The sequence below is a fragment of the Nocardioides sp. SR21 genome (assembly GCF_022761125.1).
Taxonomy (GTDB): Bacteria; Actinomycetota; Actinomycetes; order Propionibacteriales; family Nocardioidaceae; genus Nocardioides.
On record NZ_JAKWJR010000005.1, the window covers coordinates 241292 to 264709 of the forward strand.

At 71.9% G+C, this 23418-nt stretch carries 25 protein-coding genes; 9 read left to right on the forward strand and 16 right to left on the reverse strand.

Annotation, left to right across the window (positions count from 1 at the left end):
• Positions 1-41: 41 nt before the first annotated feature.
• Positions 42-965: a LysR family transcriptional regulator gene (locus MJ604_RS11460; RefSeq protein WP_243058460.1), complete on the forward strand. Its 924-nt coding sequence runs from the start codon at positions 42-44 to the stop codon at positions 963-965.
• Here the strand turns inward: MJ604_RS11460 and MJ604_RS11465 are convergent.
• From MJ604_RS11465 to MJ604_RS11510, 10 genes are all read right to left on the reverse strand, one after another.
• Entirely contained in the window at positions 955-3156 is a 2202-nt protein-coding gene (locus MJ604_RS11465) for a DUF6351 family protein (RefSeq protein WP_243058461.1), read from the reverse strand. The two genes, MJ604_RS11460 and MJ604_RS11465, sit on opposite strands and share 11 nt — an antisense overlap.
• A gap of 91 nt (positions 3157-3247) precedes the next feature.
• The gene (locus MJ604_RS11470; RefSeq protein ID WP_243058462.1) at positions 3248-4003 is read right to left on the reverse strand and encodes a hypothetical protein; all 756 of its coding nucleotides are present in this window, start codon (positions 4001-4003) and stop codon (positions 3248-3250) included.
• An 86-nt stretch (positions 4004-4089) separates the two neighbouring features.
• Positions 4090-4713 carry a class F sortase gene (locus tag MJ604_RS11475; RefSeq protein WP_243058463.1) on the reverse strand — a complete coding sequence of 208 codons (624 nt, stop codon included), beginning with the start codon at positions 4711-4713 and terminating at the stop codon, positions 4090-4092.
• A gap of 6 nt (positions 4714-4719) precedes the next feature.
• The gene (locus tag MJ604_RS11480) at positions 4720-5481 is read right to left on the reverse strand and encodes a DUF4397 domain-containing protein (RefSeq protein WP_243058464.1); all 762 of its coding nucleotides are present in this window, start codon (positions 5479-5481) and stop codon (positions 4720-4722) included.
• Positions 5482-5599: 118 nt separating this feature from the next.
• A complete protein-coding gene (locus tag MJ604_RS11485) occupies positions 5600-6904 on the reverse strand; it encodes an FAD-binding oxidoreductase (protein WP_243058465.1) in 1305 nt (434 codons plus the stop codon).
• Entirely contained in the window at positions 6901-8028 is a 1128-nt protein-coding gene (locus MJ604_RS11490) for an FAD-dependent monooxygenase (RefSeq protein ID WP_243058466.1), read from the reverse strand. Before MJ604_RS11490 ends, MJ604_RS11485 begins: the two co-directional genes overlap by 4 nt.
• A 9-nt stretch (positions 8029-8037) precedes the next feature.
• Positions 8038-8997, reverse strand: a complete 960-nt coding sequence (locus tag MJ604_RS11495) for an alpha/beta hydrolase (protein WP_243058467.1) — start codon at positions 8995-8997, stop codon at positions 8038-8040.
• Positions 8994-9779 (reverse strand): ATP-binding cassette domain-containing protein, encoded by a 786-nt coding sequence (locus MJ604_RS11500; RefSeq protein ID WP_243058468.1) that lies wholly within the window; start codon positions 9777-9779, stop codon positions 8994-8996. Before MJ604_RS11500 ends, MJ604_RS11495 begins: the two co-directional genes overlap by 4 nt.
• A gap of 1 nt (position 9780) precedes the next feature.
• A complete protein-coding gene (locus MJ604_RS11505) occupies positions 9781-10872 on the reverse strand; it encodes an ABC transporter permease (RefSeq protein WP_243058469.1) in 1092 nt (363 codons plus the stop codon).
• Between the two features lie 5 nt (positions 10873-10877).
• Positions 10878-11870: a sugar ABC transporter substrate-binding protein gene (locus MJ604_RS11510; protein WP_243058470.1), complete on the reverse strand. Its 993-nt coding sequence runs from the start codon at positions 11868-11870 to the stop codon at positions 10878-10880.
• 205 nt (positions 11871-12075) lie between these two features.
• Between MJ604_RS11510 and MJ604_RS11515 the strand changes: the two genes are divergently transcribed.
• From MJ604_RS11515 to MJ604_RS11545, 7 genes are all read left to right on the forward strand, one after another.
• The gene (locus MJ604_RS11515) at positions 12076-12366 is read left to right on the forward strand and encodes a putative quinol monooxygenase (RefSeq protein WP_243058471.1); all 291 of its coding nucleotides are present in this window, start codon (positions 12076-12078) and stop codon (positions 12364-12366) included.
• A gap of 167 nt (positions 12367-12533) precedes the next feature.
• Entirely contained in the window at positions 12534-13514 is a 981-nt protein-coding gene (locus MJ604_RS11520) for a fumarylacetoacetate hydrolase family protein (protein ID WP_243058472.1), read from the forward strand.
• Position 13515: 1 nt separating this feature from the next.
• Positions 13516-14859 carry an NAD-dependent succinate-semialdehyde dehydrogenase gene (locus tag MJ604_RS11525; RefSeq protein WP_243058473.1) on the forward strand — a complete coding sequence of 448 codons (1344 nt, stop codon included), beginning with the start codon at positions 13516-13518 and terminating at the stop codon, positions 14857-14859.
• Positions 14856-15278 carry a VOC family protein gene (locus tag MJ604_RS11530; RefSeq protein WP_243058474.1) on the forward strand — a complete coding sequence of 141 codons (423 nt, stop codon included), beginning with the start codon at positions 14856-14858 and terminating at the stop codon, positions 15276-15278. The genes MJ604_RS11525 and MJ604_RS11530 overlap by 4 nt, the downstream gene beginning before the upstream one ends.
• A complete protein-coding gene (locus MJ604_RS11535) occupies positions 15275-16222 on the forward strand; it encodes a VOC family protein (protein WP_243058475.1) in 948 nt (315 codons plus the stop codon). Before MJ604_RS11530 ends, MJ604_RS11535 begins: the two co-directional genes overlap by 4 nt.
• On the forward strand, positions 16222-16953 hold the full coding sequence (locus MJ604_RS11540; protein WP_243058476.1) for an SDR family NAD(P)-dependent oxidoreductase: 732 nt from the start codon (positions 16222-16224) through the stop codon (positions 16951-16953). Before MJ604_RS11535 ends, MJ604_RS11540 begins: the two co-directional genes overlap by 1 nt.
• A 39-nt stretch (positions 16954-16992) precedes the next feature.
• The gene (locus tag MJ604_RS11545) at positions 16993-17367 is read left to right on the forward strand and encodes a VOC family protein (RefSeq protein ID WP_243058477.1); all 375 of its coding nucleotides are present in this window, start codon (positions 16993-16995) and stop codon (positions 17365-17367) included.
• Between the two features lie 4 nt (positions 17368-17371).
• On the opposite strand, the gene MJ604_RS11550 is transcribed toward MJ604_RS11545, so the two are convergent.
• From MJ604_RS11550 to MJ604_RS11575, 6 genes are read right to left on the reverse strand one after another with little or no spacing between them, the layout of a single operon-like run.
• The gene (locus tag MJ604_RS11550; protein ID WP_243058478.1) at positions 17372-17770 is read right to left on the reverse strand and encodes a hypothetical protein; all 399 of its coding nucleotides are present in this window, start codon (positions 17768-17770) and stop codon (positions 17372-17374) included.
• Positions 17771-17813: 43 nt separating this feature from the next.
• Positions 17814-18602, reverse strand: a complete 789-nt coding sequence (locus MJ604_RS11555; protein ID WP_243058479.1) for a nucleoside hydrolase — start codon at positions 18600-18602, stop codon at positions 17814-17816.
• Positions 18599-19819: a glycoside hydrolase family 1 protein gene (locus tag MJ604_RS11560; RefSeq protein ID WP_243058480.1), complete on the reverse strand. Its 1221-nt coding sequence runs from the start codon at positions 19817-19819 to the stop codon at positions 18599-18601. The genes MJ604_RS11555 and MJ604_RS11560 overlap by 4 nt, the downstream gene beginning before the upstream one ends.
• Positions 19820-19878: 59 nt before the next feature.
• Positions 19879-20907 (reverse strand): LLM class flavin-dependent oxidoreductase, encoded by a 1029-nt coding sequence (locus MJ604_RS11565; RefSeq protein ID WP_243058481.1) that lies wholly within the window; start codon positions 20905-20907, stop codon positions 19879-19881.
• Between the two features lie 37 nt (positions 20908-20944).
• On the reverse strand, positions 20945-21592 hold the full coding sequence (locus MJ604_RS11570) for a hypothetical protein (protein WP_243058482.1): 648 nt from the start codon (positions 21590-21592) through the stop codon (positions 20945-20947).
• A gap of 8 nt (positions 21593-21600) precedes the next feature.
• A complete protein-coding gene (locus MJ604_RS11575; RefSeq protein ID WP_243058483.1) occupies positions 21601-22140 on the reverse strand; it encodes a hypothetical protein in 540 nt (179 codons plus the stop codon).
• A gap of 128 nt (positions 22141-22268) precedes the next feature.
• Here MJ604_RS11575 and MJ604_RS11580 point away from each other — a divergent pair, with 128 nt between their 5' ends.
• Positions 22269-23417 carry a S9 family peptidase gene (locus MJ604_RS11580; RefSeq protein WP_243058484.1) on the forward strand — a complete coding sequence of 383 codons (1149 nt, stop codon included), beginning with the start codon at positions 22269-22271 and terminating at the stop codon, positions 23415-23417.
• Position 23418: the final 1 nt, after the last annotated feature.

Here is a 23418-nt window from a genome sequence, read left to right on the forward strand (position 1 = left end):
TGTTGCACCATAGTGACCACCGTCACCGGAGAGGAGGAGGGATGGCACTCGGAGGCACCGACCTCAATCTGCTGCTGCCGTTGAAGGTCCTCCTCGAGGAGGGCAACGTGACCCGCGCGGGTCAGCGGCTCGAGCTGAGCCAGCCCGCGATGAGCGCCGCGCTGGCGCGGTTGCGGCGCCGCTTCGACGACGAGCTGCTCGTCCGGACCGGCCGCGACTACGAGCTCACGCCGTTCGCCCGCGACCTGCTGCCGGAGGTCCAGCACGCGGTCCGCCTGATGGGGACGGCGCTGCAGCTCGAGGACGAGTTCGACCCCGCGACCAGCGAGCGCACCTTCCGCCTGGCGATGAGCGACTACGCGATCGCCGTCGTCCACGAGCCGCTGGTGCGGCTGGTCGAGGCCGAGGCGCCCGGGGTGCGGTTCAGCATCGGTCACCTCGGCCCGGAGTCACGTACGTCGGACACGCTGCTGCTGGACAACGACGCGGTGATCGCGCCGCTCGGCTTCGGCTTCCCCGGCCTGTCGCGGCCGCTGTGGCGCGACCGGATGGTGCTGATCGCCGACCGCGGGAACCCCCGGCTGACCGACGGCGCGCTGAGCCTCGAGGACGTCGCCGAGCTGCCGCACGCGGTCGGCTCCTTCGGTCCCGGAGTGCTCACGCCGGTCGACCGGGTCTTCGGCGACCACGGCATCGAGCGCCGGATCGCCCTGCAGGTGTTCGGGTTCCTGCCGCTGCCGTTCGTGATCGAGGGCACCGAGATGATCGGCGTGCTGCCCGAGCGACTGGCCCGGATGCACGTCCGCGACGGCGGCGCGATCGTGGTCGTCGAGCCGCCGTTCGGCCAGGTGGTGCTGCCCGAGGGCTACTGGTTCGCCCCGGACCGGCTCTCCGACCCCGCCCACCACTGGCTGTTCGCGCGGCTGGACGCGGTCGGCGTGGAGCTCGCCGGCGCTACCGCCTGAACGACTTCGACACCGGAGCCTTGCCGAGCGGCGTGCCGCCGTACACGACCTCGCCGGCGGCGTCCTGGTAGGTCAGCCACGGCACCGTGCCCTGCTGCAGGACCCCCCGCTCGTCGAAGTCGCACACGCCCGAGTCGAAGAGGTCCTCCAGCTGCGCCCACTCCTCGTCGGTGAACGTCACGGCGCCGTACGCCGAGCGCTGCAGCGGCTGGAGCTGGCACTTGTTGGTGTCGGTGGCGATGGAGTCGCCGGCGACCATGCGCGGCGTCGGGTTGACGTTGACGACGCCGTCGGGGCACAGCTTGTTCGAGAGCTTCACGCCGAACGGGTCGTAGCAGCGGTCGGACAGCGTGGCCGGCTTGTTGACGACGACCTTGCGAGCCAGCGACCGCTTGCTGTGGTCGGCGGCGACCTTGGCGAGCCAGGTGTCGACCGCCCGGAAGCTGTCGAGCTCGCAGTTCGCGTAGGCCTTGAACGTCACGGGGCCCTCCCAGATCAGCTGGTTGGCGTGGGTGCCGTGCTCACGGTCCAGGCGCTCGCGGATGGCGAAGGCACGGTAGGCGTCGTGGAACAGCCCCGGGTTGGGCCCGCGGCAGTCGATGATCGGGACCGTGTCGAGGTTGTTCGTCTCGTTGATGAGGCCCGTGCGGTAGGCGTTGGCGAGCGACGCCGAGCCACCGTTGTCGATGCGCTCCGCCACCGTGTTGGCGTCGACGTCGACACCGCCGACCCGGACGTTGACGTCCACGAACTGCGCCGGGGTGATGGTGCCGTCGAGCAGCGCCTCGAGGCCGTACTGGACACCCACGTTGTCCACGGGCAGGCGGACGTAGCCGTGGCCGAGCGCCTTCTCGGCGTCGTTCCAGAACTTCTCCTCCTGGGGGCCGAGCAGGTTGATCGCCGCGTCCTGGATCGTGCAGCGGACCCCGCCCGGGTTCGTCAGCGGGTGGTAGCGCTCGGCGTCGGTGACGCCCTTGCACGCGGTCGTGGGTACGGCGGCGTGGAACTGCGCCTGCTCCGAGACCCGGGCGTTCTGGACCCCGTCGGACCCGCCCATCACGGCGTTCCTCTGGGCCGGCGTCCAGGCGGTCTCCATGCCGACGCCGTCGAAGTAGCCGAGCAGCAGGTGGTAGTCGAGGAACTGGGTGGCGGTGCTGTACGCGTCCGGGAAGGAGCACGTGGGCAGCAGGCCGTCGTACAGGCCGGGGTAGGCGTTCGCCATCCACTGGATCGCGAGCGAGCCGCCCGAGCAGCCGGTGCCGATGGTCCAGCGCAGCGTGCCGTAGTTCTCGATCACGTGCTCCTTGGCCATCGCGATCGACTCGGCCTGCAGGGCGACGTTGCAGTTGTGGACGCTGTTGTCGAGGCTCGTCGACATCACGACGAAGCCCTTCGCGAGCGCGTCGTCGGTCGTCGCGCTGCCGGTCGTGCCGGGCGCCGTGCCGGTCTTGTGCTCGACGCCGCAGCCGCCGCCATGGGTGACGAGCAGCTTGTTGCTGAACTGCTTCTGCGGCTTCACGCCCGTCCACGGCTTGCCCGGCTGGAAGAGCGCGGAGACCTGGTACTGGTCGCGGTTCATGTAGCCGGTCTCGGTGCGCACGATGAACGGCACCGTGACCCCGGACTGGGTCTTGACGGTCTTCACGTCACTCGGCGGGTTCGCCGGGTCGTACGGCTGCAGCTTGGCGCCGGTGGCGGTCGGCAGGTACTGGTACGTGAACGTCGCCGGCTGGTTGCACTGCTCGTCGACCGCGCCCTCCTGGCACACCCACGGCTGGAGCTGCGGGCCGGAGAACATCGGGCCGCTGGCCGAGTGGTTGACCAGGGTGATCTTCGCGCCGCGGTCGCCGAGCACGGCGGTCACCACGTTCTTGCCCTCCGCGAGCCCGCTCACCAGGCCCTCGAAGCGGCCGTCGGCGCGGAACGCGAACCGGTCGGTCACGTCCTGCTCGCCCACCGTGACGTGGACCTGCTTCGCGGCCTTCCGGTTCGGGAGGTCGATCGCCACCAGCGCGGAGCCGCCGCTGACCAGGTCCGCGCGGCTCGAGAGGACCTCGATGGAGATCTTCTTGGCGGGCTTCGGTGCCCGGGCCTCGGCGCCCATCGGGACGGCGGCGACGAGCCCGGCGACGAGGGCGGCGACGAGCGGGGCGGCCAGGACGGAGCGGACGGCGATGGAGCGTGACCTCATGAGAGGGGAACCTACTCCGCGGTAGGCATCAACGGACGGAGATCGCCCAGATGTCACGCGCCGGATCGGTCGGGCCCACAGCGCGCGGCCGCTAGGGCAGGTCGACCTGGGCGGTCACGATCTCGTCCCGGTGGCCGCCCGTCAGGCGGACCCGCCAGGCGGAGCCGTCCGGAGAGCCGCACGGACGCTGGATCGCGACCGACGATCCGGGGTCGGAGCAGGCGAGGTTGCGCACCACGCTGTCCGCCTCCGCGCCCGCGACCTCCACGACGACCGGGCCGGCGTCGTCGGCAGCGACCGCAGGAAGCGCGACGGCCTGCACCAGCAGCCGCCCGGGCACGTCGGAGCTGACCTCCGTCACCCCGTCCAGGACGTACGTCGCCCGGACCAGCCGGCTCGGGCCGTCGACCGGGACGCGCTCCGACGTGGCGCCGGCGCCGAACCCCTCCGCGAGCACGGTGCCGTCCTCGGCGACCAGCTGGGAGTCGGTGACCCGGACGCGCTCCGACGTGGCCGGGCTGGAGAACGTGACCGAGCCGAGTGGCTCGGGTCCGCGGATCCACTGCGTGACCGCGACCGTGCCGTCGGCGCGGACCTCGCTGACCACCAAGGAGCCCTGGGTCGGCATGGTGCTCGGCGCGACCAGCCGCTCGGGGCCGTTCACGACCGCCTCGTCCTCGGCGGACGCGATCGCCCAGGCGACCAGCAGCGCATCGACGACCACCACCGCGGCGACGGCCGCCACCACCTTCCGGCGGATCGTGCGACGCGGGGGCTCGCCGTGGTCGGCAGCGGGTACGGCGACCGGTGGCTCCGCGGGTGGCGGCTCCTCGGGCGGCGGAGCCATCCGCGGCACCCAGCGCGGCCGCGGCCGCCGGGCGGTCCCGCGCGCTCGAGCCGGATGGCTCGGGGCGACGGCTCGCGAGGTGGGCCTCACGTCCGGCCCCGGCGGTGCACGTCGTCGGCTGCCACGGCGGTCACGACGGCGAGGTTCTGGTAGCCCCCGTCGCCGGCGACGTAGGGCGGGGCGCAGGTGACCAAGGTCAGGCGCCGCGCACCGCGCACCGAGAAGATCCGGTCGGCGTCGGCGAGGCCGTCTCGGGGCACCAGCCACCGGGACTCGACCGTGAAGACCTGCTGCAGGTGGCGGGAGCGAAGCCGGATCCGCTGACCCGCCCGGACCTCGAGCAGCTCGGCGAAGGCGCCGTACCCCTGGTCGACGGCGTCGACGTGGCCGGCGAGCAGGGTCGACCCGAAGGGATCCCCGACCTTCGAGCCGCCCGGCCACCACCCGGCCTGCGCGATGTCACGCGGCACGTCGAGCAGTCCGTTGCGGGTCGTCCCGGCCGGGCTGACCGGTACGACGGTCCCGCTGGGCAGCCGCACACTCGCAGGCGGCTCTGCGGGCGGCGCCCCGGCCCGCTGCGCCGCGCCGGCGTCGAGCGAGCGGTCCGCGGCAGGAGGCGTTCCGCCGCTGTCGCCGTCCGTGCCGGTGGCACAGGCGGTCATGCCGAGCACCAGCACGAGGACCGGCGAGGTGAGGCGGCGCGAGCGCACGGGGCCTCAGCCCGCCCCGAACGTCACCGGGTGCCATCTGACCAGGCCCGCCGTGCCCGTGGCGATCACTCGGGGGCGCACCGTCGAGGCGGTGCGGGCCTGCTCCTGGTGGGTGATGACGTTCATCGAGCCGTTCTGCGGCGAGCCGACGGCGTAGACCATCGTCACGGTGCCGGCCGGCAGATCCACGTCGAGCGGGCCGAGGATCGGGTCCTGGGTGGTACCCGCGGGAACCAGCTCCGCGCTGTGCGGGCCGGCCGGTACGTCGGCGACGGCGAACTCGCCGTTCGCGATGTTCTCGAACACGGTCTTGCCGTCCACCCGCACGTCGGCGGGTGGCACGGTCGCGGTGTGCGCGACCAGCACGCGCGCCGTGTCGGGCGCGAGCGCGGTGGTCGAGACCTGGTAGATGTCGGCGACCGGGTCGCCGCCGTCCTCCGCCGGAAGGTGGAGGACGAGGTCACTGCTGCGGTCGGGTCGAACCGTCACGGTCGCTGTCAGCGGCTGGCCCTGGCCAGGCACGAACCGGACCGTGTGCTCGCCGGAGGGGAGCGCGAACGGTCCGAAGACCTCGCCGACGCCGGCCTCGCCCTTCTCCTCGCCGTCGACCTCGACGGCGTACGTCACGCCGGGAACCGCCAGGACCACGAACAGCTCACCCTGCCGCGGTGCGGACGCCGCCGGTGACGAGGAGACGGAAGCCGTGGCGGCGGTCGCGGCGAGCACCATGGCGACGGCCCACGTCGCGAACGTGCGTGTGGGGGACATGGCGACCTCGTTCCCTCGGGCGAGATGCGAAAGTGCGGATGTACGAGGAGTACCCGCGCGTTCGCCCCCGAGGCCGTCCGCCGTTGGGATTACCCGATGTTAGGGAGCGGGCTCGAGGTCAGTCGGCGAGGTAGCCGACGAACAGCCGCTCCGGGTCGCGGTCGGCGTACACCTGCTGCAGCCGCGCCCACGCCTCGTCGGAGAGGCACCGGTGCCGGCGGCGACGGAGGTCGCTGTCGCCGAAGTACTGCCCCGCGGTGACCGGCTCGAGGTCGGCGACCGCCGCGGCCAGCCAGGCCTGGTTGGTCTCGTCGTCGGCCGGGTCCTCCCAGGGGACGTACGCCGCCAGGTAGATCTCGGACTGGACCGAGAACGCCATGTCCGGCAGCTCGCGCAGCGGCGCCATGCTGAACCAGATCGTGAAGGCCTTCTCGTTCGGCAGCGTCGTGTAGGCGCGGCGCATCGCCGGGACGACCTCGGACGCGGGGCCGGACAGCCAGGCGTTGTCGACCGCCCAGCGATGTCCCTCGGGGTTGTCCTCGAGCTGGCGGGCGCGCTCGGCCTCGGGAGTGGTCGGCTCGTTGTCGAGCACGAGGAGCGCGCGATCGAGCGCGGGGTTCTTGCGGAACGGCGCGAGCGCCTGGTCGGCCTCGTGCTCGTCGTCGACCATCGCCAGCGCGGTCACCAGCAGCACCGGGCCGAGGTCGGGGTCGGTCTTGGTGAGCGCGACTATCTCGACCGTGTCCGCGACGGTGGCGTGGGTGTCGTGCAGCCACGTCATCACCTCGTCGAAGTCGTCGAGGCGGAAGGCCTGCACGGTGTGCGCGAAGTGCCGCGGCAGCGGGCGGGTCTGGAGGTGGAACCGGGTGACCACACCCGGGAAGCCGGGGCCGGCGCCGCGCGCGGCCCAGTACAGGTCGGGGTTCTGCGTGGCGTCGGCGCGCACCAGCTCGCCAGCCGCGGTCACGACGTCGACGGCGACGACGTACTCCGCCGCCCAGCCCCAGCCGCGGGCGTTCCAGCCCTGGCCGCCCTGGAGCAGGAAGCCGCCGATGCCGACGGTCGGGCAGTGGCCGCCGAGGAAGAACCGGCCGCGCTCGGCGAGGTACGGCGCGAGCTCGGCGCCGCCCTTCGTGGACGGCGAGGCGGTCACGATGCCGGTGGCCTCGTCGTACGCCATCTCCTGCAGGCCGCCGAGGTCGATGACCAGGGCGTCGTCGCGCACCGACCACTGCGCCCAGCTGTGCCCGCCGGAGCGGACGGTGACCCGCCAGCCGCGGTCGCGCGCGAGACGTACGGCGGCCACCACGTCCGCCTCCGTCTCGGGTCGCACGACCGCGGCCGGCTGCCGGTCGGGGAGGCGCCGGTTGAAGATCCGGTCGACCCGCGCCTCCTCGAAGCCCTCGGCGCCGCGCTCGATCACGCCGGTGCCACCAGCGCGTGCAGCGTCTGGCCCATGATCCGGCCGGGGTCGGCGCCCTCGGTCTCGGGGTGGATCTCCCACTCGGCCAGGGTGAGGCTGTTGTCGAGCACCATCTTCACGCGCGGGAAGCGTCGCTCCATGAACGCCGGCAGGACCTCGTCGACCGGTGCGCCGGAGGTGAGCATCTCGGCGAGGATCACCGCGTCCTCGGCGCACATTGCCGCGCCCTGGGCGATCAGCGGCGGGCACGCGTGGGCGGCGTCGCCGATGATGATCGACCGGCCGCGGTGCCACGGGGAGTCGACGCAGATCGCCTCGATCCACTGGTAGTTGACGACCGCGTCGTCCGGCAGGCTGTCGCGGATCGCGCCCCACGTGCCGCCGTACCCCTGGCCGCGCTCCTTGAGCTCGGCGCCGCGCGGGCCCTCGCCGAGGTACGACTGGTCGAGGTTCTCCTCGAGCAGGAAGGCGTAGCAGAGGTCCTCGGAGATCGGCGTGTAGCCGGCCTTGTACTTCGGGCCGCCGTAGTACATCTCCGAGCAGTCCATCTCGGCGGGCCGCTTGGCGATCGTGCGCCAGATGCCCATGCCCACCGGCGTCGGCTCGGCGTCGATCCCGATCATGCCGCGCACCTTCGAGCGGATGCCGTCGGCGCCGACCAGCAGGTCCACGGTCTCCGTCGAACCGTCCGACAGGGTGACGGTGACGGAGTCGCCGTGGTCGTCGATCGCGGTGATCGTGCTGCCGAGGCGTACGTCGACGCCGGCCTTCTCGACCTCCTCGGCGAGGATGCCGGCGATGTCGCCGCGGACCGCCCCCATCGTGCCCGGCAGGTCCGGACCGCCCATCGGCGGCGTGGGGATCTCGGCGATCACGTGCCCGTCGGCGGTGCGCAGCCGCAGGTGGCTGAACGGGAAGCCGCGCTCGGCGAGCCGGTCGTAGATCCCGACCGACTGGAACGCCTTGAGCGCGTTGCCCTGCAGCGTGATGCCGTGGCCGACGCCGCCGAGGGTCGAGCGCTGGTCGACGAGGACGACCTCGACGTCGCGCTGACGCAGGGCGAGCGACAGGACGCCGCCGGTGATGCCGCCACCGACGACGAGGACACGGGTGAGGTCGGACATGTGAAGCTCCTAGGCAGTGAGGACGGGCGCCGCGACGGCGTCGGCGATGAGCTGGAAGGCGTGGCCGACGGGTTCGATGTCGGCGGGCAGGTTGAGGAACCCGTGCATGACGCCGGGGACGACGTGCCGCCGCAGCGGCACGCCGGCCGCGGTCAGCTGCTGCGCGAAGGGCTCCTCGGAGCCGCGCAGGTCGTCACCCTCGGCATCGACCATCAGGACCGGGCATAGACCGGTGAGGTCGGCGAGGGCGGGCATGGCGTAGCCGTCGGCGGTGTCCGGCGCTGCGCCCAGGTAGTTGGCGGTGATGCCGGCGGTGCCCTCGGCGGTGAACCGCAGCATCGGCGGGACCGTCGCGAGGATCGCGTCGACGGCCGCCGGCACCGGGGGCAGGGTCGGGTGGAAGACGCCGTACGCCGGCACGAGCAGCGCGGGCAGCCAGTCGTCCTCGTCGCGGAGCCGCAGCACGGCCCCGGTCGCGAGGTTGCCGCCGGCGCTGGCACCGCCGACGGCGATCCGGGCGCCGTCGACGCCGAGGCCGGTCACGCCGTCGCGGACCCACCGCACCACGGCCACGACGTCGTCAAGCGGCACGGGGTAGTGGACCCCGCCGACCGCCAGCCGATAGTCGACGCTGACGACGACGGCACCGGCGCGCCGGCACACCTCGCGCGCGGTGCGGTCGGCCTCGGGCATGTCGAGGTCGCCGCCCATGAACGCGCCGCCGTGCATCCAGACCAGCGCGGGGTGCGGCCCGGCGGTGTCGGGCGTGTAGATGCGCACCGGCACGGGACCGTGCGGACCCGGCACCCTGCGGTCCTCCGCGTCGACCGCGGGCGGCGGCGTCGCGTCGCGCCACTGCATGTACGCGTGGAACCGCTCCTCGAGCGCCGGGTCGGACATCAGCTGCTCGAAGGACTCGATGCCGTCGAGCAGCGGGAACCGCTCGACGTACGACGGGTGCAGGCTCACGCGCTCGCCTCGGCGAACATCGAGGGCCGCGAGCCGGTGATCCAGCCGACGATGTGGTCGCGGTCGGCGCCGGCGGTGGGCAGGTCGGCGACCTTCCTGCCCCGGTTGAGGATCACGATCCGGTCGGTGACCTCGTAGCAGAGCGGCAGGTCGTGGGTGACGACGACGATCGCGATGCCCGAGTCGGCCATCCGGCGGATCAGGCTCTCGACGTTCTTGGTCTGCTCGTAGCCCAGTGCCGCGGTCGGCTCGTCGAGCAGCAGGATGCCCTGCGACTCACCGTTCACGCGGATGGCGCTGCGGGCCAGGGCGACGACCTGGCGCTGGCCGCCGGACAGCATCTCGACCGGCCGGGTCATCGGCGCCGTACGGACGCCGAGGCGGTCCAGCTCCTTCTCCGACGTACGTCGCATCTCCTTGCGGTCGACGAACCCCAGCCAGCCGAGCGGCCCCCGGCGGAGCGTCTCCTGGCCGAGGTTGAGGTTGGTCGCGATGTCCTGCGGCTCCACCAGGGAGAGGTCCTGGTAGACCATCTGGATGCCGGCGTCGGCGGCATCGCTGGGCGCGTGGAAGGACTGCTCCACGCCGTGCACGTGGATGGTGCCGTGCGAGGGGCGGTGCGCCCCCGACATCACCTTGAGCAGCGTGGACTTGCCGGCGCCGTTGTCGCCGAGCAGGCCGACGACCTCCCCGGGCTCGACGTGGAAGTCGATGCCGTCGAGGGCGCGGACGAAGCCGTAGTGCAGCTCGATGCCCGAGAGGGCGAGAGCGGGCGTACCCATGTCAGACCTTCTTCTCGTGGACGGAGAGGTTCGCGGTCATCAGCCGCTCGGACACGGCGGTCTGCAGCAGCCGCTCGACGAGGAGCGACCCGAGCAGCAGCGCGCCGGTGCAGACCGTGGCCCAGTAGGGCTGGACGCCACGGATCGTGAGGCCGTTGCTGATCGTGGCGAGGATCAGCGCGCCGACCAGCACGCGCGGCAGGCTGCCGCGGCCACCGGTGAGGGCGACGCCGGCCAGCGCCACCGCGGTCAGCGCGTTGAAGATGATCTGCGGGCTGGCGTTGGGGTTGGCCTCGGTGACGACCGCGGTGCTGACCAGGCCGCCGAGCGAGGCGAGCACGCCGGAGAGCACGAAGCCCAGGACCTTGTAGCGGTCGGCGTGGATGCCGGCGCGGCGTACCGCCTCGGCGTTGCCGCCCACCGCCATCAGCCGGATGCCGTCTCGGGTGCGGGTCAGGAAGATCGTGCCGACGAAGAAGACCGCCGCGACGATGAACACCGGAGCCGGGATGCCGGCGAAGCTGTCGCCCACCTTGAGGTAGCGGTGCGTGCCCATGAACTCGAGCTGCGTCAGGCCGGGGAACGTGTAGCCGCCGGCGATGACCGCGGCCAGGCCCGAGAGCACCGAGAGCGTGCCGATCGTGACGATGATCGGGTTGAAGCCACGGATCGTGATCAGCCCGTTGACCATGCCGACGACGACGCCGGTCGCGAGACCGGCGGCCAGGCCGAGCCAGGTCGCGTGACCGTGGGTCAGCACCCAGCCGCACACGCAGCTCGCGACGGCGGCGGTGCCGGGGAGCGAGAGGTCCAGGACGCCGGTCATGATCCCGATGCCGACGCCGGCGGCGAACAGCGCCGTCAGCGCCGCGGCGTTCGCGATCAGCAGCGCGTTGTCGACCTTGAAGAAGTACGGCGAGCACCAGAACGCGAAGACCGCGATCAGCAGCCCCCACAGCACGAAGATGCCGCGGTCACGGAAGAACACCAGGACCGACACCGCGCGCGGCATGTCCTGGCCGGCGCCGGCCGGGGCCGGCGCCGAGCCGGGGCTGTTGCCAGCCCCGGCCACGGTCGCTTCTGAACTGGTCACGATGCTCAACTCTCCGCCTTGACGACCTTCTGTGGCGTGACGAGCTGCACGCCCTCGGCCTCCGGGTCCTCGAGCATCTCGGTCAGCTTGTCGACGTTCTGCGTCATGTCGTCGGCGAACTGCAGCGCGACCACGGCGTAGAGGTCGCCGCTCTCGACGGCGGCGAGGGTCTCGTCGTTGCCGCCGGTCTCGGTGATGCAGGGGATGTCCTTGCCGGCGGCCTTGAACGCGCCGACGGTGCCGAGCGCGCCCTCGTCGTTCTGGGCGAAGACCGCGTTGATGTCGGGGTTGCCCTGGAGCGCGTTGCCGACGTCGGTCTGCGCGGCGCCGCGGTCGGTCACGGTGATGGTCGTGACGATCTCGGCGTCCGGAGCGGTCGCGGCGAGGGTGTCCTTGACGGCGCCCTCGTACTCCTCCTTGCCGGCGGTGCCGGGAGTGGACTCCGCGAACAGCACCTTGGCCTGACCGTCGTACTTCTCGTTGATGCAGTTGCCGAGCTCGGTGCCGGCGGCCTCACCCTGGGCGGCGTAGTCGATGGTCGCGAACGAGATGCCGGACTGCATGCCGTCCATGCCGTACGCCTCGGGCGTGCCGTTGACGACCATCGGGACGCCCTTCTCCTGCGCGATCGGCAGCAGCGAGGCGGCGGCCTCGGGAGCGACCATGATCGCCCAGACGGCGTCGGCCTTCCCGCTCTCGATCGCGGTCTGCAGGTCGGTGACCTGCTTCTGCGGGTCGAGGTTGGGGTCCTGGATGACCACCTCGTAGCCCTGCTCCTCGGCGTAGTGCTTCACGCCCTCGGAGAGCTGCTGCATGGCGGGGATCTTCAGCGCCAACGGCGAGAAGACGAGGGTCTTGGTGTCGCCCGAACCCGAGTCGGAGTCACTGCCTGCGGCGGGCTGGGTGTCGCTGCTGCCACAGGCCGCGAGCAGCGCGAGGCTGCCGACGGCGAGGGCGGCGGTGGCCACCTTGCCCAACGTGTTGGAACGGGACGTCATGAGTTCTCCTGGTCCTCGACGGCGGCCCCGCTGGCCGCCCTGTGTGGTCCGTCACAGGAAACCGCCGGTCGCGGGGATGCAGAACCCCGATCGGAGTGATGCCTGCCATAGCCGCCAGTGCTTTCCGCGGGCCCTCCGAGCCGACCTAGCGTGATCGGGCCAGCACTGGAACACCCATGCCACGAACCGCACACAGGAGACACCCATGGCTTTCGTCGTCAGCGCCACCTGGACCGCCCAGCCCGGTCAGGAGGGCGTCGTGCTCGACGCGATCGAGAAGCTCGGCCCGCTGTCGCGGGAGGAGCCCGGCAACCGCGTCTACCAGGCGTTCCAGGACCCGGCCGAGCCGCTCGTGTTCCGTCTGTTCGAGATCTACGACGACCAGGCCGCGGCTGACGCGCACTGGGCCTCGGACCACTTCAAGGAGTTCGCGCTCGACCAGGCCATCCCCGTGCTCGCCACCCGCGAGCGCGCCTTCTACGAGACGATCGGCTGAGTCGTGGTTGCCGCCGAACGGTCATCATGGGTGGCCCGTGCTCCGGGTGCGTGCATCGCAAGGCGCCGGAGCGAAGCCGTACCGGGTCGTCCAGCGAGCGACGGCAACGCCGCGGGGTGCGTGGCCGGGGTGCGGGACGCCCGACGACCGTTCGGTGGTGACCACTGATGCGTCTTGCCACCTTCCGCCGGCACACCGACGAGCCGCACCTGCGGCAGGTCGGCCTCGTGCTCGGTCAGGGCGACCACCTCCGCGTGCACCCGTTCGACGCCGGCTACGACCTCGTCGAGCTGCTCGCGGAGTCGCCCGAGTGGCGAGACTCCCAGGCCGACGTCGCGGCCGCCGGCGACGGGTACGCGCTCGACGAGATCGTGCTGCTGCCGCCGGTCTACCCGGTCGCGATGCGCGACTTCCTCACGTTCGAGGCGCACGTCGACGGCATGGAGCGCGGCCACGGCAACCCCGGCCCGCCGGCCGCCTGGTACGACGCCCCCGTCTTCCTCTTCATGGCGCCGCACGCGGTGACGGGCCCGTACGACGACATTGCGATGCCCCCGGACACCGAGCGGCTCGACTTCGAGCTCGAGATCGCCGCGATCGTCTGCCGCGACGTCCGCGACGTGACGCCCGGCGAGGCGCGGGCCGCGATCGGCGGGTACTGCGTGATGAACGACTGGTCCGCGCGCGACGTCCAGGGCAAGGAGATGTCGCTGAAGCTCGGGCCGTCGAAGGGCAAGGACTTCGCGACCACGATCGGCCCGTGGGTGGTGACCGCCGACGAGCTCGACGACTGCCGCGACACCGACGGCTTCCTCGACCTCGAGATGACCGTGAAGGTCAACGACGAGCGGATCGGCGGCGACCGGTCCGGCCACATGGGCTGGTCGTTCGAGCAGCTCGTCTCGCACGCGTCCCGCGCGTCGTGGGTCAAGGCCGGCGAGGTGCTCGCCTCGGGCACCTGCGCCTCCGGCTCGCTCGCCGAGTCGTGGGGCCGCACCGGCTCGCTGACCCCGCCGCCCCTGCAGGTCGGCGACGTCGTCGAGATGACCATCGAGCGGCTCGGCACGATCCGCAACACCGTCGTGGCGGGCGAGGAGCCCGTCGCCGCCGTCGCCCCCGCCCGGCGCCGCGTGCGTGAGGAGGTCTGACGTGCAGGTCGTCACCCGCAACCCCGCGACCGGCGAGGAGCTCGCGGCGTACGACGCGCACGACGAGGCGGGCGTCGAGACGGCCCTCGCCGAGACGCACGCCGCGAGCGGCGTCTGGGCCGCGACGCCGCTCGACGGGCGGCTGGCGCTGCTGCGCGGCGTCGGCAAGCTGCTGACCGAGCGGCGCGAGGAGTACGCCGCGCTGATCACCGCCGAGATGGGCAAGCCGCTCGCGGAGTCGCTCGGCGAGATCGACAAGTGCGCGTGGAACTGCGAGGTCGTCGCCGACCTCGCGCCCGCGTGGCTGGCCGACCACGAGGTCGCGTCGGGTGCGTCGCGGTCGTGGCTGTCGTACGAGCCGATCGGCGTCGTGTTCGCGGTGATGCCCTGGAACTTCCCGTTCTGGCAGGTCCTCCGCTTCGCGTCCGCCGCCCTGGCGGCCGGCAACGCCGCACTGCTCAAGCACAGCCCGGACGTCACCGGCTGCGCGCTGGCGATCGAGGAGCTGTTCGCGGACGCGGGTGCCCCGGCCGGGCTGTTCCGCTCGCTGGTCGTCGCGGCCGACGACGTCGCGGAGGTGTCGCGCCGCGTGGTCGAGGACCCGCGGATCGCGGCGGTCACGCTGACCGGCAGCGAGCGCGCGGGCTCGTCGATCGCCGCCGTTGCCGGCGCCTCGATCAAGAAGACCGTGCTGGAGCTGGGCGGATCCGACCCGTACGTCGTCCTCGCGGACGCCGACCTGGAGGTCGCCGCAGCGACCGCCGTGAAGGCGCGGTTCACCAACACCGGCCAGAGCTGCGTGTGCGCGAAGCGGTTCATCGTCCACGAGGACGTCGCCGACGCGTTCCTCGAGCGGTTCGTCGACCACATGTCCCTGCTCGAGATCGCGCCGATGGCGCGCGAGGACCTGCGCGACGGCATCCTGCGCCAGGTCGCCGAGACCGTCGCCCAGGGCGCCCGTCTCGTCGTCGGCGGCCGCGCGATCGACGGTCCCGGCTGGTACGTCGAGCCGACGCTGCTCACCGACGTCGCGCCCGGCATGACCGCGTTCGACGAGGAGACGTTCGGCCCGGTCGCCACGATCACCCGCGCCCGCGACGACGACCACGCGGTCGAGCTCGCGAACGCGACGACGTTCGGCCTCGGCGCCTCGGTGTGGGGCTCGTCCGAGCACGCGCTGGCGGTCGGCCGGCGGATCCGCTCGGGCGCGCTGTTCGTCAACGCGATGGTCGCCTCCGACCCGCGGCTGCCGTTCGGCGGCATCGGCCGCAGCGGCTACGGCCGCGAGCTGTCCGCCGAGGGCGTCCGCGAGTTCACCAACGTCCGCACGGTGGTCGTCGCATGAGGCTGGACCACGTCGGCCTCAACGTCGCCGACCTCGACGCGATGACCGCCTGGTACTGCTCGTCGCTGGAGCTCGCGGTCGAGTTCGAGTTCGCGCTCGACCACGTCGACCTCCGGGGCGCGATGCTGTGCTCCGCCGACGGACACCGCGTGGAGCTGCTGACCCGCGCCGGCAACACCGCCGGCCTCCAGGCCGCGAGCCCGGTCGAGGCCGCGCTGACCCGCGGCTTCGGGCACGTGGCCGTCGACGTACCGGACGTGGACGCGGCGTACGACGCGCTCGTCGCCGCCGGCGCGGCCGACCGGATGTCGCCGCGCCCCTCACCCGAGCCCGGGGTCCGGATGGCCTACGTCGCCGACCCCGAAGGCAACCTCATCGAGCTGCTGGACCGCACCACACGACAGGGAGAGAAGTCATGAGCCACCTCAACGAGCACGGGATCACCCACCTGCGCCACGTCGACCTCGCGGTCAACGACTACGAGACGCAGCGCAGCTTCTACAAGGACACCTGGGGGCTGACCGAGGTCGGCACCGACGGCAACCTGTCGTACCTCGCGGCCGAGGGGTCGCCGGAGCAGTACGTGATCCGGCTGCGCCAGGGCGAGGACAAGCGCCTCGACCTGATCTCCTTCGGCTCCGAGAGCGTCGAGAGCGTGGACGCGCTCGCGGCGAAGCTCGGCAGCCAGGGCGTGCAGCTGGTCAGCGAGCCGGACAAGCTGCAGACCGCCGGCGGCGGCTACGGCTTCCGCTTCTTCGACATCGACGGCCGCACCATCGAGATCTCGACCGACGTCGAGACCCGGCAGCACCGCGCGATCGAGGAGGGCGAGGCGATCCCGGTCCGCATCTCGCACGCGGTGATGAACAGCAACGACCCCAACAGGACCCGCGACTTCTACGCGAACGTCCTCGGCTTCAAGCTGTCGGACACGCTCTGGGGCCAGCACATGGGAGAGATGATGCACTTCATGCGGTGCAACGACTGGCACCACAGCCTGGCGATCGCCCGCGGCCCGCACACCTCGGTGCACCACGTGTCCTTCGAGATGCGCGGACTCGACGAGTACATGCGCGGCACCGGTCGCGTGATGCGCGCCGGCATCAAGAAGATCTGGGGCCCGGGCCGCCACAACGCCGGCAACAACACGTTCACGTACTTCCTCGACCCGTCGGGCAACACCATGGAGTACACGACCGAGCTCGAGAAGATCGAGACCGACGAGTGGCACCCGGCGGTCTACGACATCGCGGACCCGATGACCCAGGACGTCTGGGGCACCGCCGACCCGATGTCGGAGATCATCGCCCGCGACTCGTTCAACGACCCCGACAAGGGTGTCTTCGTCGCTCCGCCGGTCTGATGGGTGACCTGTCCGGCAAGGTCGTCGTCGTCACCGGCGCGGCCCGCGGCCAGGGTGCGGCCGAGGTCTCGGCGTTGGCCGCGGCCGGGGCCACGGTCGTCGGCACCGACGTCCTCCCCTTCGAGGGGCGACACCTCGACGTGACCGACCCGGAGGGCTGGGCCTCCCTCGCCGAGTCCCTGCGGGAGGAGTACGGCGCGGTGCACGCGCTGGTCAACAACGCCGGCGTGGCCGCCCGCGAGCGGCTGCCTCATGTGTCGCTGGACGCCTGGCGCCAGACGTTCGACATCAACGTCACCGGGCCGATGCTGGGCATCCAGGCGCTCGTGCCGCTGATGCCGCCCGGGTCGTCGATCGTGAACATCTGCTCGGTGGCGGCGGTCTCCGGCCACGCGGCGGCGGCGTACACCTCCTCGAAGTGGGCGCTGCGCGGCCTGACCCGCTCGGCCGCCCTCGAGCTCGGCTCGACGCGCGGCATCCGGGTCAACGCGGTGATGCCCGGCCTCATCGACACCCCGCTGATGGAGTCGGCGCCGGACGCGTTCTTCGACGCCGCGGTCGCGGAGATCCCGCTCGGCCGCGTCGGCGTGCCGGCCGACATCGCGCCGACGGTGGTGTTCCTCGTGTCCGACGACTCGACGTACTACAACGGCGCCGAGCTGGTGATCGACGGCGGCCTCACCGCGCACGTCTCGCACAAGGCGATCGCGGACGCGACCCGGGCTCGATAGCGGTCAGGAACTGACCTGATCGGCTCCTAGCGTGGAGCCATGGACTACAGGATCGAGCTCATCCCACTCGCCGTCGGGGACGTCGACCGGTCGGTCGAGTTCTACGGCACCACGCTCGGCTGGAGCGTCGACCACGACCAGGTGGTCTCGCCGGACCTGCGCTTCGTGCAGGTGACCCCGCCGGGGTCGGCCTGCTCCATCTGCTTCGGCATCGGTCTCGACATGATGCCGACCGGGTCGTCGCAGTTCATCCAGGTCGTCGTGGACGACGCCGACGCGGCGCTGGCCGACCTGCGCGGGCGCGGCGTCGACGGTGAGGGCGTCGACGAGCAGCCGTGGGGCCGGTTCGTCTACTTCACCGACCCCGACGGCAACCGCTGGGCGCTGCAGCAGATCGTGCGGCCCGCCGCCTGACCGGTCAGCTGCTGATGGAGCAGTAGCTGGTGTCGTAGCCCCGAGTGCCGGGTTGGCAGAAGGACTCGCTCGCCCGCCAGGTCGTGCCGACGATGGTCAGGGTCGAGACGACCAGCAGGACCGCGCCGCCGCCGATGAGCGTGGCCGCGCGCCCGCTGCGGGCGCCGAGGACCAGCACGACGACACCGGCTCCGGCCAGGATCCACTGGGTGATCCCGCCGGCATTGATCCAGCGTTCCGTGGTGCCGCACGGCGGGCACCCGGTCTCGGTGCAGCTGTAGTTGTTCGTGCAGTCGGTCATCATCCCGAACCCGACGGCGAACCATCCGAGGCTGCCGAGCAGCATGCAGACGCCGATCGCGAGGGACACCAGGACGACGCCGAGCACGTACGAGATGCGCATGGTGCGAGTCTCGCCGCGAGCGGGGCCGACCGGCTGAGTACTCCTACTCAACTCCCGCGTGGAGCGACAGCTTCGCGACCAGGTCGCCGACCAGCAGGCGTACGTCGACGCCCGTGCAGACGCGCCGCTTGTCGTACCCCGTCCAGGTGCAGGTCGAGTCGTCGAGGGCGGTGACGAGGACCGGCGGGCTGTCGCCGAGCGGCCACACCTCGCCGAGCTCGATGAAGTCGGGCAGCGGGAGCTCGACGTACTGCCGCCACAGGAACTCGCCCACCTCGCCGGCGTCCCCGAGCCAGCGCTCCAGCTCGGAGACCGTGACCGCCGCCTGGCGGTAGCTCTCGACGGGGAACTGCGTGATCGGCAGGCAGGCGTGGTCGAAGACCGCGGTCGCGGCCTCGGGGTCGGTGTCGCGGTTGTACTCCTCCCGACCGGGGTCGATGCTGCCGCCGACCCACACCAGGTGCATCCGGGTCGCGATCGCGGGGTCGGTCGCGAGCGCCTCGGCGACGTTGGACAGCGGACCGCCGCAGACGACGTACAACGGCAGGTCGTCGTCGGCGAGCGCGGCGTCGACGATCGCCCGGCCGCCGTCGCCATGCACGGGTACGTCGAGGCCGAGCAGCTCGACCAGCTCGTGGGCGACGGCCGCCCCGTCGGGAGGCATCGACCGCGGCGAGCCGAACCTCGGGTCAAGCCCGGTGCTGGTGACCGCGACGACCCGGTTCGCCGGCGACAGCAGGTGGTGCGCGAGGGCGACCAGCCCGTCCGGGTCACCGGCCCAGTCGTTGTCGACGACGACCCGGCAACGAGGCCGGATCCGCAGACCGGTCACGACCGGAAGGACTTCACCAACGCGGCATAGACACCGGCGCTCGGCTTCGGCGTGCGCTCGAACGTCTCCCGGTCGACCTCGTGCAGCCCCAGCTGGTGCTGGTAGCCGAAGACCCACTCGAAGTTGTCGAGCAGCGTCCAGTGGATGTAGCCCAGGACCGGCACGCCCTCGTCCATCACGGCGTGCAGGCCGGCGAGCGACGGCTCGAGGAAGTCCGCGCGCTGGGTGTCGTCGGAGGTGCTCATGCCGTGCTCGGTGACCAGGATCGGCACGCCCGCGACCGAGTGCGCGTAGCGGACCGCGCCCGCCAGCGACAGCGGCTCGATGGCGGTGCCCATCTGGTTCACCGGCACCCCCTCCGCGGGCGGCACCTGGCCGGCGCCGTCGTACGGCACCTGCTCGTAGTTCTGCACACCGAGGAAGTCGTCGTCGCGGGCCAGCTCCAGCCAGCGCCGGTAGACCTCCGCGCGCTTGCGGTCGCGCACCGACGCGTCGTCGCCCTCCACGACGTCGTCCATCACCGCGAGCGAGAACCCGACCGGCAGCTCGGGCCGCCGCGCCTTGATCACCGCACGGGCGGCGACGTGAGCGGCCTCGAGGCCGTCCTCCATCGGGGTCAGCTCCTCGGGGAGCACGACGTTCGCGAGGCGGTACGCCGGCACCCCTGCCTTCTCGCTCGCCGCTTCGAGCGTCGCCCGCTCCACCTGGCGCACGAAGTCGGGCAGGTTCAGCCAGGACAGCAGGTGCGGGAGGTTCGGCTCGTTCAGCGTGACGGCGTACGCGATCCTGTCGCCGAAGCGCTCCATCAGCTTGTCGCAGTAGCGCGCGAAGAGCGCGGGTGCCTCGGGGTCGAGCCAGCTGCCGCGCATCGCGAACCAGTGCGGCGCGGTGAAGTGGTTGAACGTCACGACCGGTGCCAGTCCCTGCGCGAGACACTCGTCGACCATCGCCTCGTAGCGGTCGAGCGCCTCCTCGTCCCAGGCTCCCTCGGTGGGCTCGACCCGGGCCCACTCGACCGAGAAGCGGTACGCCGTCAGGCCCATCGCGACGACGAGGCCGATGTCCTCGCGCCAGCGGTTCCAGCTGTCGCACGCCTTCCCGGACGGCTCCTGGAACACCGTGGGCGTCACCAGCTCGGCGAACCAGGTGTCGCTGTTGTCGTTGTCGCCCTCGATCTGGTGGCCGGCGCCGGCAGCGCCCCACAGGAACTCGCTCATGGGGACCAGCGAACGTCGCCTACGTCACTTCCGGAAGCAGCGCTTCGCGATACCTGGCATCAGATGTCGGCGACGAGCGGGGCCACCTCGGTGCCGAGCAGCTCGATGCCCCGCAGCAGGTCGCCGTGGGCGAGACGAGGGTTCGTCATCTGCAGAGACAGCCGGTCGACGCCGCCGAGCTGCTCGGAGACCCGGCGGATCTTGTCGGCGACCGTCTGTGGGTCGCCGAGGAAGAACGCTCCGTTCGGTCCGGAGGTGGCGTCGAACTGCTGCCGGTTCGGCGCGGAGAAGCCGCGCTCGCGGGAGACCTTGGTGAACATCTCGTGCCAGCCGGGGTAGATCGTGTCCGCGGCGGTCGCGGTGCTCTCGGCGACGAACCCGAAGACGTGCAAGCCGACCTTCAGCCGCTCCGGCGGGTGTCCGGCCTCGGCGCCGGCGCGACGGTAGAGGTCGACGAGCGGGGCGAACTGGCGCGGCTCACCGCCGATGATCGCGACCATCAGCGGCAGGCCGAGCCAACCGGCTCGCGCGAACGACTCCGGCGTACCGCCGACCCCGACCCAGATCGGCAGGGGGTCCTGGACCGGACGCGGGTAGACGCGCTGACGGTTCAGGGGCGGCCGGTGCCGGCCGGACCAGGTGACCTCGTCCTCGTCGCGGATCCGGAGGAGCAGCTCGAGCTTCTCCGAGAAGAGCGTGTCGTAGTCGGCGAGGTCGAGCCCGAACAGCGGGAACGCCTCGGTGAACGAGCCACGGCCCACGACGAGGTCGATCCGGCCCTTCGAGATCAGGTCGAGGGTCGCGAACTGCTGGAACAGGCGCACGGGGTCGACCGCGCTCAGCACGGCCACGGCGCTGCCGAGCCGGATCCGCTCGGTCCGGGCGGCGGCGGCCGCGAGGATGACCGGCGGCGCGGAGTCGTAGTACTCGCTGCGGTGGTGCTCGCCGATCCCGAACGAGTAGAGCCCGCTGCGGTCGGCGAGCTCGATCTCCTCGAGCAGGTGCTCCATCCGCTCCACGGGCCCGACCACGTGGCCCGTGCTCGGGTCGGTGACGGTGGAGACGAAGCTGTCGACGCCCAGGTGCATGTACAGGATTCAACCACCCACGCGGGCGCCGACCGCCTCAGCTGTTCTTGCGCTCCCGCTTCTTGGCTGCGGCGAGATCGCTGAGGCGCGCGGCGTCGGCGCGTGCCTCGGCGGCGGCCCGCTTGGTCTCGCGCGCCTGCTCCAGCTCGGACTTCGGCTTCGCCTGGCGGGTCTTCTTCCTCGCGGTGGCGGCGGAGGTGGCGGCCCTCTTGCGCTGCTCGGCGGAGGTGGTGCGCGTCGAGGCCTTCTCGTTCGCGGCCGCCTTCTTGGCCGCGGCGGTCCTGGTCGCGGCGGCCTTCGCCTGCTGCTTGCCTCGAGCCTCGGCGACGTCGGCCTCCTCGAGGCCGGAGGCGGCGCGCTTCTGGGCGGCCGTGCGCTTGCGGGCCGCCTGACGACGGCCGGCGGCGGCGGTCTCGCGCGCCCGGTCACGCCGTACGCCGGCCTCGTCCTCGAGCTGCGCTGCGGTCGCGAGCTTGGCGGACCGGTCGAGCCGGTCCGCGCCGCGCGTGGCGATCTCGTCGTCGCGGAGGATCGAGCCGGCGAGCGTGTCGGCGGTGCCGATGACCCGGTCCAGGCCGAGCCGGATCGGGGCGTCGTCCGGCAACCGGCCGGACAGGGTGTTGCCGACGACGGCCAGCGGCAGCCGGGCGAGCTCGTAGGGGAGGGCGATGAGGGTGCGGATCATGGTGGTCCTCACTTCGTGATCTGGTCGCGCAGCTGCGCGGCCTGCTGGTCGGCGGCGGCGGCTTCGCGCTGGAGGCGAGCCGTCTCCTGGGCGGTCTGCTGCTCGGTGCGGTCGGCGTCCTTCTCGAGCGCTTCGGCCTCGCGGAGGCGGCGCTCGGCCAGCGCGTCGGCCTCGCGCTCGGCGGCCGCGCGTCCCGCGGCCTCCTGCCGGTCGGCGGCGTCGGCGGCGGCCGCGTGCTCGGTGGCGCGCTGCTGCTCGGCGACGGACTTCTCCCGGGCGGCCTGGGTGCGCGCCGTGGTCTCGCGCTGGGCCGCCTCCCGGTCGGCCTCGCGGATCTCCTGGGTGGCCTCGGCGCGCTTCGCGTCGGCGACGGCCTCGTCGGCCACGGCCTCCTTGCGGTTGCGGGCCTCGGCCTGCTGCAGCTGACCCTCCTCGACGAGGTCGTCCTTGCCGGTGACCGCGCCGACGACCTCCTTCGCCTTGCCGGCGACGCTGTCGAACATGCCTTCGCGGGCCTGAGCCGCCTTGTCCGTGCTGTCGTTGGTCATGTCCATCGGTGCCCGATCCACCTGGCTCCAGACGAGATCGGCGCTGTGACACGTGCCTCCTTGCGCCGATACCTCGCATCACGAGTCGCAGGTTCCGCTCACGGGTGACGCCCGGCACAGTCGGGGACATGTTCGAGTACTTCACCGGCCCCAAGTACGTCTGGAACCTCGGCGTCTGCGCCACGCTCAACAACGGCGGCGCGATCGACGAGGTGGACCGGGCCTGCCGGCCCGCGCGCGAGGCCGCCGACGTCGACTCGGGCAGCACGATCTTCATGCAGTCGTGGAAGGCCGTCGCCGACCAGGTCGCCGACCAGGCGCGCGCCTCCGAGGCAGCCGGCCACCTGCGTACGGCGGGGCAGCAGTGGTACCGCTCCGGCCTCTACATCTGCCAGGCCGAGCGGATGCTGAGCAACACCGACCCCGGCCGCCGCGAGTTCTACCAGCAGGCGCTGGACGCGTTCGAGAAGGTCTTCGAGATCGCCGACCCGGCGACCACGCGCGTGGAGATCCCCTTCGAGGGCACCACGCTGCCCGCGTACTTCTCCAACGCCAGCAAGGCCGGCGAGCCGGTCCCGACCGTGATCATGTGGAACGGCCTCGACTCCACCAAGGAGCACATGTACACGTCGGGCTGGGCGCAGGAGATGCGCGAGCGCGGCGTCTCGGTGCTGATGATCGACAACCCCGGGTCCGGTGAGGCGCTCCGCTTCCAGGACCTCACGTCCCGCATCGAGTCCGAGGAGTGGGCGAAGGCCCAGGTGGACTGGCTCGAGTCCCGCGCGGATGTCGACAGCGACCGGATCGGCCTCGTCGGCTGGTCGCTCGGCGGCTACTACGTCCCGCGCGCCGCGGCGTTCGAGAAGCGGATCAGGTTCATCGCGGTCTGGGGCGCCAACCACAACTGGGGCGAGGTGCAGAAGAAGCGCCTGCAGCGCGAGGGCGAGAACCCCGTCCCGCACTACTGGGAGCACGTGCTCTGGGTGTGGGGCTTCGACGATGTCGACACGTTCATCGCGTACGCCGAGGGCGTCAACCTCAACGGTGTCGTCGACAAGATCACCGTGCCGTTCCTCATCGCGCACGGCGCGAACGACCGTCAGATCTCGGTCGACTACGCGCACCAGTCCTACGACCAGGCGGTGAACAGCCCGAAGCGCGAGCTGCGGATCTTCACCGTCGAGGAGGGCGCGGCCGAGCACGTCGGCCTCGACCACATGCCGCACATCAACGCGTACATCGCCGACTGGGTCGAGGACACCCTCGCCGGGCTCTGAC